11 protein-coding genes are annotated in these 14,242 nt (G+C 54.8%); 7 read left to right on the top strand and 4 right to left on the bottom strand.

Annotated features, from left to right (window positions below):
• Positions 1 to 412: 412 nt before the first annotated feature.
• The 6 genes from ABLV66_RS11240 (at position 413) to ABLV66_RS11215 (ending at position 7,118) form a co-directional block, all read left to right on the top strand.
• Entirely contained in the window at positions 413 to 1,687 is a 1,275-nt protein-coding gene (locus ABLV66_RS11240; RefSeq protein ID WP_015366353.1) for a Glu/Leu/Phe/Val family dehydrogenase, read from the top strand.
• A 183-nt stretch (positions 1,688 to 1,870) separates the two neighbouring features.
• Positions 1,871 to 2,302, top strand: coding sequence for a MarR family winged helix-turn-helix transcriptional regulator (locus ABLV66_RS11235; RefSeq protein WP_045382685.1), 432 nt, complete (start codon positions 1,871 to 1,873; stop codon positions 2,300 to 2,302).
• Positions 2,302 to 3,954 carry an MFS transporter gene (locus tag ABLV66_RS11230; protein WP_045393910.1) on the top strand — a complete coding sequence of 551 codons (1,653 nt, stop codon included), beginning with the start codon at positions 2,302 to 2,304 and terminating at the stop codon, positions 3,952 to 3,954. The genes ABLV66_RS11235 and ABLV66_RS11230 overlap by 1 nt, the downstream gene beginning before the upstream one ends.
• Before the next feature lie 27 nt (positions 3,955 to 3,981).
• On the top strand, positions 3,982 to 5,067 hold the full coding sequence (locus ABLV66_RS11225; RefSeq protein WP_348876712.1) for an HlyD family secretion protein: 1,086 nt from the start codon (positions 3,982 to 3,984) through the stop codon (positions 5,065 to 5,067).
• The gene (locus tag ABLV66_RS11220) at positions 5,064 to 6,443 is read left to right on the top strand and encodes an efflux transporter outer membrane subunit (RefSeq protein ID WP_348876713.1); all 1,380 of its coding nucleotides are present in this window, start codon (positions 5,064 to 5,066) and stop codon (positions 6,441 to 6,443) included. The genes ABLV66_RS11225 and ABLV66_RS11220 overlap by 4 nt, the downstream gene beginning before the upstream one ends.
• Positions 6,444 to 7,118, top strand: coding sequence for an O-methyltransferase (locus ABLV66_RS11215; RefSeq protein ID WP_074165417.1), 675 nt, complete (start codon positions 6,444 to 6,446; stop codon positions 7,116 to 7,118).
• A gap of 60 nt (positions 7,119 to 7,178) precedes the next feature.
• Here the strand turns inward: ABLV66_RS11215 and hrpA are convergent, their stop codons facing one another.
• Entirely contained in the window at positions 7,179 to 11,024 is a 3,846-nt protein-coding gene (gene hrpA / locus ABLV66_RS11210) for an ATP-dependent RNA helicase HrpA (protein ID WP_266098915.1), read from the bottom strand.
• Between the two features lie 259 nt (positions 11,025 to 11,283).
• Here hrpA and azoR point away from each other — a divergent pair, with 259 nt between their 5' ends.
• A complete protein-coding gene (gene azoR, locus ABLV66_RS11205) occupies positions 11,284 to 11,889 on the top strand; it encodes an FMN-dependent NADH-azoreductase (RefSeq protein WP_045393899.1) in 606 nt (201 codons plus the stop codon).
• A 47-nt stretch (positions 11,890 to 11,936) separates the two neighbouring features.
• Here azoR and ABLV66_RS11200 read toward each other — a convergent pair whose 3' ends face one another.
• Genes ABLV66_RS11200 through ABLV66_RS11190 form a run of 3 tightly spaced genes read right to left on the bottom strand, consistent with a single transcriptional unit; the run spans position 11,937 to position 14,237 of the window.
• On the bottom strand, positions 11,937 to 12,512 hold the full coding sequence (locus tag ABLV66_RS11200) for a TerD family protein (protein ID WP_047048861.1): 576 nt from the start codon (positions 12,510 to 12,512) through the stop codon (positions 11,937 to 11,939).
• A 59-nt stretch (positions 12,513 to 12,571) separates the two neighbouring features.
• Positions 12,572 to 13,150: a TerD family protein gene (locus ABLV66_RS11195; protein ID WP_348876714.1), complete on the bottom strand. Its 579-nt coding sequence runs from the start codon at positions 13,148 to 13,150 to the stop codon at positions 12,572 to 12,574.
• Positions 13,151 to 13,196: 46 nt separating this feature from the next.
• Positions 13,197 to 14,237 carry a TerC/Alx family metal homeostasis membrane protein gene (locus tag ABLV66_RS11190; RefSeq protein WP_063416078.1) on the bottom strand — a complete coding sequence of 347 codons (1,041 nt, stop codon included), beginning with the start codon at positions 14,235 to 14,237 and terminating at the stop codon, positions 13,197 to 13,199.
• Positions 14,238 to 14,242 lie beyond the last annotated feature (5 nt).

Genomic DNA, 14,242 nt, shown 5'->3' with positions numbered 1-14,242 from the left:
TCACCACAACTGAATTAAGCCATTTTATTTGTATGGGTATATGTTAATTCACGGTTAATACCTTGTGTATTGCGTGAGCTAATGCTGGGCCCTGACGCGCAACAAAGTCAATACAACCACGAATCATTTTATTCACTTTTAGAGGATCATCAAGATAATGAAAAATATGAAAAAATTATTTCAGTATTCACTTATCTGCATAAAATATGCATATTAATGCATGACATGCAGGCGCCAGAGTGTGCTTATTTATTCAAATACAACCCCAAAAAACTAACAAAAATGTAAAATTCGGAATAGCCGTCAAATACTGGTTTATAAAATTGGTGATAACATTCATCACACAGATTTTACTGCTGTACCTATTCCACGGTTTTACACGACACAAATAACATTGAGATACAGGACTCTTATGGAAAAGTTATCTTACGCATCTGAAAGTAGTACATCTCCATGGACCACTTACCTGCGCCAGATCGACCGCGTCGCGCCGTATCTGGGCGACCTCGCCTACTGGGTGGAAACCCTGCGCCACCCGAAACGCGCGCTGATCGTTGATATTCCAGTGCAGATGGATGATGGCACCATCCGCCATTTCGAAGGCTATCGCGTACAGCACAATCTATCGCGTGGACCGGGTAAAGGTGGTGTTCGCTACCATCCGGATGTCGATCTTAACGAGGTAATGGCGCTTTCTGCCTGGATGACCATCAAGTGCGCCGCGGTCAATATTCCTTACGGCGGAGCCAAAGGCGGCATCCGCGTCGACCCGTTCTCACTGTCTGAAGGCGAGCTGGAACGTCTGACCCGTCGCTATACCAGCGAAATCGGCATTATCATTGGACCACAGAAAGATATTCCGGCGCCGGACGTAGGCACCAACGGTAAAGTGATGGCGTGGATGATGGACACCTACTCCATGAACCACGGCACCACTATCACCGGCGTGGTTACCGGTAAGCCGATTCATCTCGGCGGTTCGCTGGGGCGTGAAAAAGCTACCGGCCGCGGCGTCTTCGTCACCGGTCGTGAAGTGGCTCGTCGTAACGGTATCGAAATCGAAGGCGCGAAAGTCGCGCTGCAAGGTTTTGGTAACGTCGGCAGCGAAGCCGCTCGTCTGTTCGCCGACGTTGGCGCGCGTATTGTCGTGATCCAGGATCACACCGCGACCCTGTTCAACGAAGGCGGCATCGACATGCAGGCGCTGACCGCATGGCAGGCCGAGAACAAGAAGATCGCCGGCTTCCCGGGCGCGCGTGAAATCGCTAAAGAAGATTTCTGGACCACCGAGATGGATATCCTGATCCCGGCAGCGCTGGAAGGCCAAATCACCCGTGAGCGCGCGGAAAAAATCAGCTGTAAGCTGATCCTCGAAGGCGCCAACGGCCCGACCTATCCGGACGCCGACGACGTGCTCGCCGACCGCGGAGTAATCGTGGTTCCGGACGTTATCTGTAACGCCGGCGGCGTGACCGTCAGCTACTTCGAATGGGTTCAGGATATGGCGAGCTTCTTCTGGAGTGAAGAAGAGATCAACGCCAAGATGGACCGCATCATGACCGATGCTATCGTTCATGTCTGCGATAAAGCCGCCGAGAAAGCCTGTTCTCTGCGTACCGCGGCCTATATCGTCGCCTGTGAGCGCATCCTGCTGGCGCGTAAAGATCGCGGCATCTACCCGGGCTAATTCCGAGTAATCCAGATGTTCAACCCGGGCTCGCCCGGGTTTTTTATTTTTTTCTCCACGTGTCAGCCGGCCTTTTCCACAAAAAACGCACATTGCGTTAACCTATTTTTATCTTCGTGACTTGAAATCGGTAAATCGCCGCGCCTAAAATCATTAGAGCTCTAATGAATTTGCAGGCGGAACATGGATAACCGACAGCTTAACTTTTCCCATCTCTTATACTTAACCGCGCATCACTGGCGGCTGGCAGTTAACCGGCGGTTGAAAAATCTTGGCATGAGCCAGGCGTCATGGGTGGCGGTGTCAGCCATTGCCCGCAACGAGCAGCCCCTCTCGCAAAGCGAACTGGCGCAGGAGCTCGGTGTTGAAAGCGCCACCATCGTCCCGCTCATTAACCGCCTGGTCGAACTTGAACTGGTGGAGCGCGTTAAGCCTGACAGCGATAAACGTAAGCGTCTGCTGGTCGCCACTGCAAAAGGGATGGCGCTTTTCCATCAGGTGAAAGCGGTCGCCGACGACCTGCGCGAGGAGATCCTCACCGCCATCACTGCGGAAGAGCGTGAGCAAACCCACCGGGTACTGGAAAAGCTGCTGCACGAGGTGGAAAAGAAATAATGCCTCGTCGCGATGCTAATCCCTATGTGCCCCACGACTGGGCGCCGCATGAAAAACCGGCGATGCTCGGCTCGCCCTCGACGCCGATTCACAGTACGCCGAAACGCGTCGCTTACGGCATCGTCGGGCTGCTGGTGTGTCTGACCGGTGCGCTGGGTAATGCCGTCGTTACCGCCAACCTGCAGCTGCTGCAGGGCACTTTTGCCGCCTGGTCGACGGAAATTGCGTGGCTGCCGGCGGTCTACGTTATGACTAACGTTTCCATCAACCTGCTGCTGGTGAAATTTCGCCAGCAGTTTGGCCTGCGCGCCTTTACTGAAGGCTTCCTGGTACTGTATGTACTGGTCACTTTCTTCCACCTGTTCGTCAACGACCTCAGCTCGGCAATGATGGTGCGCGCGGCGCACGGCATGGTGGCCGCGGCGCTGAGTTCTCTGGGGATTTACTATCAGGTGCAGGCCTGGCCGGCGCGCCACCGTCTAAAGGCGTTGACCATTGGGATCACCGGATCGTCGCTGGCAATCCCGCTGGCGCGTCTGTTCTCGACCGAACTGCTGCAGATTGACGAATGGCGCGGGCTCTACTTCTTTGAGCTCGGGCTGGCGCTGGTGTCGCTGGCCTGCGTCATCGCGCTGAAACTGCCGCCAAGCGACCGCAAAAAGGTGTTTGAGAAGAAGGATTTTATTACCTTCTTCCTGCTGGCTCCCGGCATGGCTTTAGTCTGCGCGGTGCTGTCGCTGGGCCGTCTGGACTGGTGGTTTGAGGCGCCGTGGCTTGGCTGGTCGCTGGCGGGGGCGGTGGTGCTGATCGTTTCGGCTATCGCCTTTGAACATAATCGAACGAATCCGCTGCTTAACACCAAATGGCTTTCCAGCGGAAGTATCATTCGTCTGGGGCTGATTATGCTGCTGATTCGTATCGTACTGGCGGAACAGAATACCGGGGTCATCGGCTGGCTGCAGTACGTCGGCTTGCAAAACGAGCAGATGACTAACCTGGCGTGGTCGATTTTCGCCGGTATCGTCTGCGGTATCGTCGCCAGTTGTCTGACGCTTAACCCGCAGCGCCTTTACTGGCCCACCGCGACCGCGCTGGCGTTGATCATGATTGCCTCATTGCTTGATAGTCAGTCCACTGCCCTGACCCGTCCGGAACAGTTAATGTTCAGCCAGTTTTTACTTGGTTTCGGCAGCGCCTTCTTCCTCGCGCCGGCCATGCTGGCGGGAATTGGCGGGGTGATTGCCGACCAGCGCAATCTGGTCAGCTTCTCGGTACTGTTTGGCATGAGCCAAAATATCGGCGGCCTGCTCGGCTCAGCTATCCTCGGTACCTTTCAGACCTGGCGCGAAAAATTTCATTCCAGCCAGTTGGCCGATCAGATAACCACGCTGAACCCGTTGATCGCCGAGCGACTGCAGCAGTACAGCCAGATGTATCAAAGCCAAATTGGCGACAGCACGCTATTGAACGTGCAGGCTACCACGTTGCTGCAAAACGCCTCGACGCTACAGGCCAATATTCTCGCCTACAATGACACTTATCTCCTGACGGCGGCGATCTCTGCCGCAACGCTGGTGTGGATTTTCTGGCGCTTAATCAGATTGCGAATCACCGCCCGTATCGCGTTAAAACGCGCAACCGGCAACAAATAATAAGATAATTTTTACTCTGGAGTGGTTATGAGTCAGCAGGACGCGGCCAGGCAACAGGCCAATACCCGAAACAACATCCGCGTGGTGTCTATTTTTACCGCCGCGGCGATCGGCATCGTCGGCGTATTGGTTATTCTTTACGCCTGGCAGTTGCCCCCTTTCACCCGGCATAGTCAGTTTACCGATAACGCTTATGTGCGCGGTCAGACGACGTTTATCAGCCCACAGGTTAACGGGTATATCACCGCGGTGAACGTCAAAGATTTTGATACCGTTCAGCCGGGACAGGTACTGTTCCAGATTGACGATCGTATCTATAAGCAGCGGGTACACCAGGCGCAGGCGACGTTGGCGATGAAACAGGCGGCGCTGAAAAACAACCAGCAGCAGCGGAAAAGCGCCGAAGCGACGATCGCCAAAAACGAGGCCGCCTTGCAAAACGCCCGCGCGCAGAATCAGAAAACCCAGGCCGATTTAAAACGCGTCCAGGAGCTTACCGCGGACGGGTCGTTATCCATTCGCGAACGCGATTCCGCGCGGGCCAGCGCGGCTCAAGGCGCTGCCGATATCGAACAGGCGAAAGCCACGCTGGAGATGTCGCGCCAGGATCTGCAGTCCACTATCGTCAATCGCGATTCTCTGGAGGCCGATGTAGCCAGCGCCAAAGCAGCGCTCGAGCTTACCGAAATCGACCTGCAAAATACGCGGATTATCGCCCCGACGACCGGGCAACTGGGGCAAATCTCCGTACGCCTTGGCGCTTATGTCAGCGCGGGGACGCATTTGACCTCGTTGGTACCGCCTCAGCACTGGGTTATCGCCAACCTGAAAGAGACGCAGCTCGCCGAGGTGCGCGTCGGCCAGCCGGTTACCTTCTCGGTCGATGCGCTGAATAGCGAAACCTTCCACGGCAAGGTACAAAGTATTTCGCCTGCGACCGGCGTCGAATTCAGCGCGATCTCGCCGGATAACGCGACCGGCAACTTTGTCAAAATCGCCCAGCGGATCCCTGTCCGTATCGCGGTCGATGAGGGACAGAAAAACAGCCACCGCCTGCGTCCGGGTATGTCGGTGCAGGTGACGATTGATACCCGCGCGGAGAATAAACAATGATCCGCCCGTTAACCCTTGCCGTGGCGCTGGCGCTGGTCGGTTGTCAGTCTGCCGATGTACCACGCGCGGAGCCCAAGCTGGCGATCCCTGCCGCCTGGCGGGCCGATGTGGGTCCATCCAGCCCGGTAGAAGGCGTGTGGTGGCGTAATTTCCACGACAGCGCCCTTAATCAGCATGTCGATCGGGCGTTGCGCTGCAACAGCGACGTCCTGATCGCCCGTGAGCAGGTTAACGAGTATCAGGCGCGTGCCTACGCTGCTAATAGCAGCATATTCCCCTCGCTTGATGCCAGCCTGACCGGTACCCGCGCTCGCGCACAGTCCGCCGCGACCGGCCTGCCCATTCACAGCACGCTGTACAAAGGGGGCCTGACCGCCAGCTATGACGTCGATATATGGGGAGCCAACCGCAGCGCCGCCAGCGCCGCCGAGGCCAGCCTTGAAGCGCAGAAAGCCGCTGCCGCCGCGGCTAATCTGACCGTGGCGACATCGGTCGCCGTCGGCTACGTCACCTTGTTGTCATTAGACGAGCAGTTGCGGGTCACCCGCCAAACGCTGAAATCGCGAGAAGATGCGTGGAATCTGGCTAAACGGCAGTATGAAACCGGCTATACCTCGCGCCTGGAGCTCATGCAGGCGGATTCAGAGCTACGCTCCACGCGGGCGCAGATCCCGCCGTTGCAACATCAAATTGCCCAGCAGGAGAACGCCCTGAGCGTGCTGTTGGGCGACAATCCCGGTGCGGTGAAACGCAATGAATTCGCGCAACTTACCCCACTACGGCTGCCCTCGCAGCTGCCATCATCGCTAATGAGCCGCCGTCCTGACATTGTACAGGCTCAACGACAGCTGGTGGCCGCCGATGCCACCCTTGCCTCGTCGCAAGCGCAGTTGCTGCCATCGATTAACCTGACCGCCACCGGCAGCCTGCAGGACCGGACGCTGCCGGAACTGCTCGATAATCCGCTGCGGCTCTGGAGCATCGGCGGCAGCATTCTGGCGCCGTTACTCAACCGCCAGGCGCTAAATGCGCAGGTTGATGTCTCGATGGCCCAGCGCAATCAGGCGCTGTACGGGTATGAGAAAACGGTACGCGGCGCGTTCAAAGAGGTGAACGATAGCCTGGATGCCATCAGCCGCTACGGGGAACAGTTAACCGAGCTCCAGGAGCAGGAATCGGTCGCCGCAGAGACGTTGCGTATCGCGCAGAACCGCTATCGTAACGGCTACTCTTCTTATCTGGACGTGTTGGATGCGCAAAGAACGTTGTTCTCCACTCAATTAAGCGTGGTGCAGGTGAAAAATAATCTTCTGCTGGCGCAGATTGATTTGTACCGGGCGCTGGGAGGCGGCTGGTCTGACTCATCAGGGAGCTGAATGGGGAAGCGTCATATGCAACAACAGTGGTCGGCAGTAGACAATTATTTGATTGAGGCCTTAATTCCCGGCGATGCTGTGCTCGATCGGGTACTCGAAAACAACCATCGTTCCGGGTTGCCGGCACACGATGTCGCCGCCAATCAGGGTCAGTTTCTCGCCCTGCTGGTACGGCTTACCCAAGCTAAGCGAATACTGGAGATCGGCACTCTCGGCGGCTATAGCACCATCTGGATGGCGCGCGAGCTTCCTGCCGACGGCCAACTACTCACGCTGGAGGCCGACGCGCATCATGCCCAGGTAGCGCGGGAGAATCTGCAGTTGGCGGGGGTTGACCATCTGGTCACGCTGCGGGAGGGACCGGCGCTACAGTCCCTGGAGGCGCTTGGCGAATGTCCCGCTTTCGACCTGATCTTCATCGATGCCGATAAGCCGAATAATCCCCATTATCTGCGCTGGGCGCTACGTTATTCCCGCCCAGGAACCTTAATTATTGGCGATAACGTGGTACGCGACGGCGAAGTGGTCAACTCACAGAGCGCCGACGAGCGCGTTCAGGGCGTGCGTCAGTTCATTGAGATGATGGGCGCCGAGCCACGGTTGACGGCAACGGCGCTGCAGACCGTGGGTAATAAAGGCTGGGACGGCTTTACTCTGGCGTGGGTAAACGCTTAAACGTGGGCACCTGACCAGTAGCCCCGGTAAGCGCAACGCCACCGGGGACAACCGGCCAAACTACGGCGTAATTTGCTCCATCGCCTGCAATACGCGTTTGTCCGAGATCGGATACGGAGTACCCAACTGCTGAGCAAAGAAGCTGACGCGCAGCTCTTCGATCATCCAGCGGATCTCCTGTACGTCGTCATCATCACGGCGATTCGGCGGCAGCTTATTCAACCACTGCTGCCACGCCTGTTGCACGCTCTCGACTTTCAGCATCTGGGCGCGGTCACGGTGTGGATCGATTGCCAGCTTCTCAAGACGCTTTTCAATTGCCTGCAGATAACGCAACGTATCGCCGAGACGGCGGAAACCGTTGCCGGTCACAAAGCCGCGATAAACCAGACCTGTCATCTGCGCTTTAATATCCGACAGCCCCAGGGCCATCGTCATATCTACCCGCCCTTTCAGACGCTTATTGATGTTAAATACCGCCGTCAGGATCTGCTCGACCTGCTTCGCGATATCGACCACCGTGTCGTTCAGTTCGGCGCGCACTTTATCGTGCAATTTACTAAAGCCCTCTTCAGTCCATACCGGGCCGCCGGCTTCATCGATAAGCTTGTCAACGCCGCAGGAGATGCAGTCGTCAATCAAATCCAGCACCTTGCCATAAGGGTTGAAATAGAGTCCCAGCTTGGCTTTGTTTGGCAGTTTCTCGTGCAGATACTTAATCGGCGACGGAATATTGAGCAACAGTAAACGGCGTAAACCACGCCACATCGCCTGCTGCTGTTCCTGTGGATTATCAAACAGTTTGATGGCTACGCTGTCACGCTCGTCCACCAGCGCCGGCCAGGCTTTCACCTTATAATTACCGCGCTTCTGTTCGTAACTCTCCGCCAGCGTGCCGAAACTCCAGATATGCAGCCCACTTTGTTCAATACCGTCGTCGGCCACCGCTGATAGCGTCTCCTGAACTTTGCCTTTCAGCGCGTCCTTCAACGCCTGCAAAGAGCGCCCTTCCTGCAGTTTCTTATTTTTGTCATCCACCACCCGGAAAGTGATTTTCAGGTGATCGGGCACCTGATCCCACTGCCAGGACTCGCGGTCGATAGTCACGCCGGTCATTTTACGCAGCTCACGCTCCAGCGAATCCAGTAACGGCAACGCCAGCGGCGTCGCGCGGCCTAAAAAAGCCTCCGCATAGTTTGGCGCCGGGACAAAATTCCGTCGTACCGGTTTCGGTAGAGATTTGATTAACGCAATGACCAGCTCGCGACGCAGGCCGGGGATCTGCCATTCAAACCCGGCTTCCTCCACCTGATTGAGCAGCGGCAGAGGGATATGCACCGTTACGCCATCGGCATCGGCACCGGGCTCAAACTGATAGCTGAGACGCAGTTTAAGATTGCCCTGATGCCAGAAGTTCGGGTAGTCCAGTTTACTGACCTGCTCCGCCCCCTCTTTAATCAGCATGCTCTTTTCAAAATTGAGCAAGTCTGGCGTTTCGCGGCTGGCCTGCTTCCACCACTTATCAAAGTGGCGAGCGGAGATGACATCGTGGCTAATGCGCTGGTCGTAAAACTCGAACATCGTCTCGTCATCCACCAGGATGTCGCGACGACGCGACTTATGCTCCAGCTCTTCGATTTCAGCGCGCAGCTTCAGGTTATCGCGGAAGAAAGCATGCCGCGTCTGCCAGTCGCCCTCTACCAGCGCGTGGCGGATAAACAGCTCACGGCACAGCGCCGGGTCAATCTGGCTATAGTTCACCTTACGCGCGGCGACGATCGGCAGGCCATAAACGGTCACCTTTTCTGTCGCCATCACCGCACCCTGCGACCGCTCCCAGTGCGGTTCGCTATAGGAGCGTTTGATCAGATGCTGCGCCACCGGCTCAACCCACTCAGGCTCAATGCGGGCGGCAATACGCCCCCACAGGCGGCTGGTCTCGACCAGTTCCGCAACCATCGTCCATTTCGGCGGTTTCTTGAATAGACCGGAACCTGGGAAGATAGAGAACCGCGCATTACGGGCGCCGGTGTACTCCTGTTTATCGGAGTCTTTCATCCCGATATGCGACAATAAACCGGTCAGCAGCGCGGTATGAATCTCCCGGTACTCCGCCGGCTCACTGTTGATAGGCAGGCCGAGTTCTTTCACGACCTGGCGCAGCTGGGTGTAAATATCCTGCCATTCACGCACGCGTAAATAGTTGAGGAAATCCACCCGGCACTGGCGGCGGAACTGATTCGACGAGAGCGCCTTTTGCTGTTCGCCGAGATAGTTCCACAAATTAACAAACGCAAGGAAATCAGACTCTTTATCGTGGAAACGGCGATGTTTCTCATCAGACGCCTGCTGCTTGTCCATGGGACGCTCGCGCGGATCCTGAATCGACAGCGCGGAAGTGATGATCATCGCTTCACGCACGCAGCCATGTTTCTGTGCCTCCAGCACCATCCGCGCCAGACGCGGATCCACCGGTAGCTGGCTGAGCTGACGGCCCAGTGGGGTTAGCCTATAAGCCGTTGCCTGCTCATCGGTAGTGATGGCGCCGAGCTCTTCCAACAGGCGCACGCCATCCTGGATGTTGCGCTTATCCGGCGCTTCGACAAACGGAAACGCGGCGATATCGCCCAGCCCCAGGGCGGTCATTTGCAGAATGACCGAGGCCAGGTTGGTACGCAGAATTTCCGGGTCGGTAAATTCCGGCCGCGACAGGAAATCGTCTTCCGAATAAAGACGAATACAGATACCTTCCGATACGCGCCCGCAGCGACCTTTACGCTGATTAGCGGAGGCCTGTGATACCGGCTCGATAGGCAGGCGCTGCACTTTGGTGCGATAGCTATAGCGACTGATGCGCGCGGTACCCGGATCGATAACGTATTTAATTCCAGGTACAGTCAGCGACGTTTCGGCAACGTTGGTCGCCAGGACAATGCGTCGCCCGCTATGCGACTGGAAAACCCGGTTTTGCTCGCTGTTAGATAAACGCGCATATAGCGGCAGCACTTCGGTATGACGCAAATTGAGCTTATTCAATGCATCAGCGGTATCGCGGATTTCCCGCTCGCCGCTCATAAAGATGAGGATATCGCCGGGGCCTTCGCGCCCCAGTTCATCGACGGCATCAAAAATCGCCTGCAGCTGATCGCGTTCGGTATCGTCTGCCTCTTCAACAATGGGACGATAACGCACTTCAACCGGATAAGTCCGCCCGGAGACTTCGATAATCGGCGCATGATTAAAATGGCGCGAAAATCGTTCCGGATCGATGGTGGCGGAAGTGATGATAATTTTCAGGTCCGGGCGCCGTGGCAACAGCTCTTTGAGATAGCCCAGCAGAAAATCAATGTTCAGGCTGCGCTCATGCGCTTCATCGATAATGATAGTGTCATACTGCATCAGCAGGCGATCCTGCTGGATTTCCGCCAGCAGGATACCGTCGGTCATCAGCTTAACCATGGTGTTTTCGCTGACGTGGTCGCTGAAGCGGACTTTATATCCGATACAACCGCCCGGCTCGCTCTGCAGCTCTTCAGCAATGCGGTTAGCGACGGTTCGCGCCGCCAGTCTACGCGGCTGGGTGTGGCCAATCAGGCCTTTCAGGCCGCGCCCCAGCTCCATGCAGATTTTAGGTAACTGAGTGGTTTTACCTGAACCGGTCTCACCGGCGACGATCACCACCTGGTGATCGCGCACCGCTTCGAGAATCTCTTGTTTTTTCTGGCTAACCGGCAGGTTTTCCGGATAGGTAATCGTCGGACGCGCGGCTTCTCGCAGCAGGACTTTCCCTGCTGCTTGTTCTATCTCCTGCGTCATCTCCTGCAGAATGGCCTGCTGAGCATCAGGATTTTTAACCTTCTTTACGCCATGCAGGCGACGGCTGTAGCGCGATTTATCCCGCAGCATCAGGTCATCAAGCCGTGCATAAAGCTGCGAGAAAGTAATTTTTTGTTGTTCTGTCATAGCGTTATCGGGCAGTGCTCTGCCGGAAAAATCTCTTATGAAATATTGCTGTAGATTACCACATCTGTTGAACTCATGCCTTGTTCAAAAAAACTGAACATAGGATTCGATATATTGCGCTATCTCTACGGCATGATTGTGAATACAGTGTCACCAGGCACCAGGGCATTGTCCCGTCAATCACATTAAAAAGGAAACACCCATGAGCAAAGTATTAGTTCTGAAGTCCAGTATTCTTGCAGGGTACTCACAATCTGGCCAGCTGTCCGACTATTTTGTTGAACAATGGCGCGAAAAACACCCGGGCGACGTGGTCACCGTGCGCGATCTGGCGGCAAATCCGATTCCGGTACTGGATGGTGAACTGGTTGGCGCGCTGCGTCCGAGCGATGCTCAGCTGACTGCGCGTCAACAGGAAGCGCTGGCGCTCTCCGATGAGCTGATTGCTGAACTGAAAGCTAACGATGTGATTGTTATCGCTGCGCCGATGTACAACTTCAACATCCCGACTCAGCTGAAAAACTATTTTGACCTGGTTGCCCGTGCAGGCGTCACCTTCCGTTACACCGAGAAAGGCCCTGAAGGTCTGGTTACCGGCAAACGTGCAGTGGTTCTGACCAGCCGCGGCGGTATCCATAAAGATACGCCAACCGATCTGGTCACGCCGTATCTCTCTACCTTCCTTGGCTTCATCGGTATCACCGACGTGAACTTCGTGTTTGCAGAAGGCATTGCCTATGGTCCAGAAGTTGCGGCCAAAGCACAGTCCGATGCCAAAGCGGCAATCGACAGCGTGGTTGCAGCCTGATAAAACCAACCTCCCGCACCAGCGGGAGGTTTTATTCTTGCCAGGAATTAAACGCTAACGCCATGTGCTGAAGCCAGCGCAGCAAGACCGCCAGCAAATCCCTGACCAACCGCTTTAAATTTCCATTCCGCACCGTGACGATAAAGCTCGCCAAAAATCATCGCCGTTTCCGTTGATGCATCTTCGGATAGATCAAAGCGCGCAATTTCCTGGCCATTATCGTGGTTATACACCCGCATATAGCTGTTCTGCACCATGCCAAAGTTTTGTTTCCGCGTTTCTGCGTCGTAGATGGTGACGGAGAAAACCAGCTTCTTGACCTCAGCGGCCACCTGGGAAAGCGTGATTTTGACCTGCTCATCATCGCCATCACCTTCACCGGTGCGGTTGTCGCCCTGATGTTCTACGCCGCCGCAAGGACTCTTCTTATTATTGAAGAAGATAAAATTCGCATCCGATAGCACCTTGCCATCTTCGCCAACCATAAAGACCGATGCATCGAGATCGAAATCTTGCCCATCCGTTACTCGCGCATCCCAACCCAATCCCACCATCGCAATATTCATCGACGGCGCTTCTTTAGTGAGTGATACGTTACCGCCTTTAACGAGGGAAACAGCCATTTTAAACCTCCTGTTATAAACTACTGTATGGCCCGACGGACGGTCGGGCTGCTCGGTTTTTAAGATGCATTAATGCCATACTGGGCGCAGACGCTGGATAATCCGCCAGCGTATCCCTGCCCAACGGCGCGGAATTTCCACTCGCCGTTATAGCGATAAAGTTCACCAAATAGCATTGCCGTCTCGCTGGAAGCGTCTTCCGTCAAATCGTAACGGGCCACTTCAAGTTGTGAATCGTTGTTGACCAGGCGAATAAAAGCGCCTGACACCTGACCAAAACTCTGACGACGCATTTGTGCATCGTGAATGGTAACCACGAAGACGATTTTGGCGACGTTGGCCGGGATCATATCCAGTTTGATGATTAGCGATTCATCATCGCCATCGCCTTCCCCGGTGCGGTTGTCGCCGGTGTGGGTGACCGAACCGTCTGCCGATTTTAAGTTGTTGTAGAAGATGAAATCGCTATCGCTGCGCACCTTTCCCGTCTCTGATAACAGGAAGGCAGATGCATCGAGGTCAAAATCCTGGCCGTCGGTAGTGCGGACATCCCACCCTAATCCAACCAGCACGTTTTTCATTGACGGATCGCTTTTGCTAAGAGAAACGTTACCGCCTTTTGACAGTGATACGCTCATATTAAATCCTTTTTAAAGTGAACATGAATAAGGACAGCGCGAGGAATTAATGCTCCCCTGGCTGTTCCTCGTTTTTATCCTGAAAGACAAAACTGGCGACAATACCAACAATAAGCACCAGTAGAACGACATACAGACTGGCGGTCGCCGAAATACTATAGCCATGGTGCCAAAGATGATCGGTGGCGTTCAGACCAAGCTTAAAGGCAATAAAGAAAAGCAATACGATGACCGCTTTATCAAGATGCACTAAATAATGTTTGAGTGCCTCCAATACAAAATAAAGCGTACGTAGGCCAAGGATGGCAAACATCATCGCGCTATAGACAATCAGCGGCTCCTGGCTTATTGCAATAATGGCCGGCACGGAATCAAAAGCAAACATCACATCAGAGAGTTCTACTACTGCCACGCATAGCATCAGCGGCGTTGCATATAACGCGACGCGCTTTCCGGTGCTGATAATGAGATCTTTATTTTCCGGCTTCGCCCGTTCACGCTCGACCTCTTTCGCGGTAAGTAAAAAAGCATGCCCCACTAATTTTGGCCAGATAGGGAATACACGTTTTACAAGACGGTAAGCGAGATGCTGCGAGTAATCTTCAATTTCATCGCTCTCCTCCCCGCTTTTTAACATCATGACGGCCGTCCAAAGCACAATTAAGGCAAAGACTATTTCAACATACGGGCCCAGCGCTAATAGTCCTGTGCCAATGGCGACAAAAATAGCGCGGAAAATAATCGCGCCGATCACTCCCCAGTAAAGGACACGGTGGCGATAGCGTTCCGGAATGCCAAACCAGGAGAAGATCGCCATCATCACGAAAAGATTATCGACCGAAAGCACTTTTTCTAAGGCGTAACCAGTAACAAATAAACTAGCCACTTCCGCGCCGTGGTGCACCAGTAGAAACCCGGCAAAAACCATCGCCACCGCAACCCAAAATAGTGACCATAACGCCGCGCTTTTCAGCGATATGACGCTATCGTTACGATGCATTACGAGGTCAATAACGATCGCCCCAATGGCGAGAATAATAAAAACGCTCACCGTTTCAACGGGAAAACCTAAATGAGTGGAGACCATGAAAT

This window comes from Klebsiella sp. CN_Kp073, assembly GCF_040065495.2.
In the GTDB taxonomy this organism is placed as follows: domain Bacteria; phylum Pseudomonadota; class Gammaproteobacteria; order Enterobacterales; family Enterobacteriaceae; genus Klebsiella; species Klebsiella aerogenes.
The sequence above is the reverse complement of the archived record's forward strand: the minus strand, read 5'-3'. Positions and strand labels throughout refer to the sequence as shown.

Coding starts and splice junctions, on each gene's coding strand:
- hrpA (WP_266098915.1), bottom strand. CDS start 11,024: ATGCTGCGGGATAAATCGCGCTACAGCCGTCGCCTGCATGGCGTAAAG.
- ABLV66_RS11195 (WP_348876714.1), bottom strand. CDS start 13,150: ATGAGCGTATCACTGTCAAAAGGCGGTAACGTTTCTCTTAGCAAAAGC.
- ABLV66_RS11240 (WP_015366353.1), top strand. CDS start 413: ATGGAAAAGTTATCTTACGCATCTGAAAGTAGTACATCTCCATGGACC.
- ABLV66_RS11215 (WP_074165417.1), top strand. CDS start 6,444: ATGGGGAAGCGTCATATGCAACAACAGTGGTCGGCAGTAGACAATTAT.
- ABLV66_RS11190 (WP_063416078.1), bottom strand. CDS start 14,237: ATGGTCTCCACTCATTTAGGTTTTCCCGTTGAAACGGTGAGCGTTTTT.
- ABLV66_RS11200 (WP_047048861.1), bottom strand. CDS start 12,512: ATGGCTGTTTCCCTCGTTAAAGGCGGTAACGTATCACTCACTAAAGAA.
- ABLV66_RS11220 (WP_348876713.1), top strand. CDS start 5,064: ATGATCCGCCCGTTAACCCTTGCCGTGGCGCTGGCGCTGGTCGGTTGT.
- ABLV66_RS11235 (WP_045382685.1), top strand. CDS start 1,871: ATGGATAACCGACAGCTTAACTTTTCCCATCTCTTATACTTAACCGCG.
- ABLV66_RS11230 (WP_045393910.1), top strand. CDS start 2,302: ATGCCTCGTCGCGATGCTAATCCCTATGTGCCCCACGACTGGGCGCCG.
- ABLV66_RS11225 (WP_348876712.1), top strand. CDS start 3,982: ATGAGTCAGCAGGACGCGGCCAGGCAACAGGCCAATACCCGAAACAAC.
- azoR (WP_045393899.1), top strand. CDS start 11,284: ATGAGCAAAGTATTAGTTCTGAAGTCCAGTATTCTTGCAGGGTACTCA.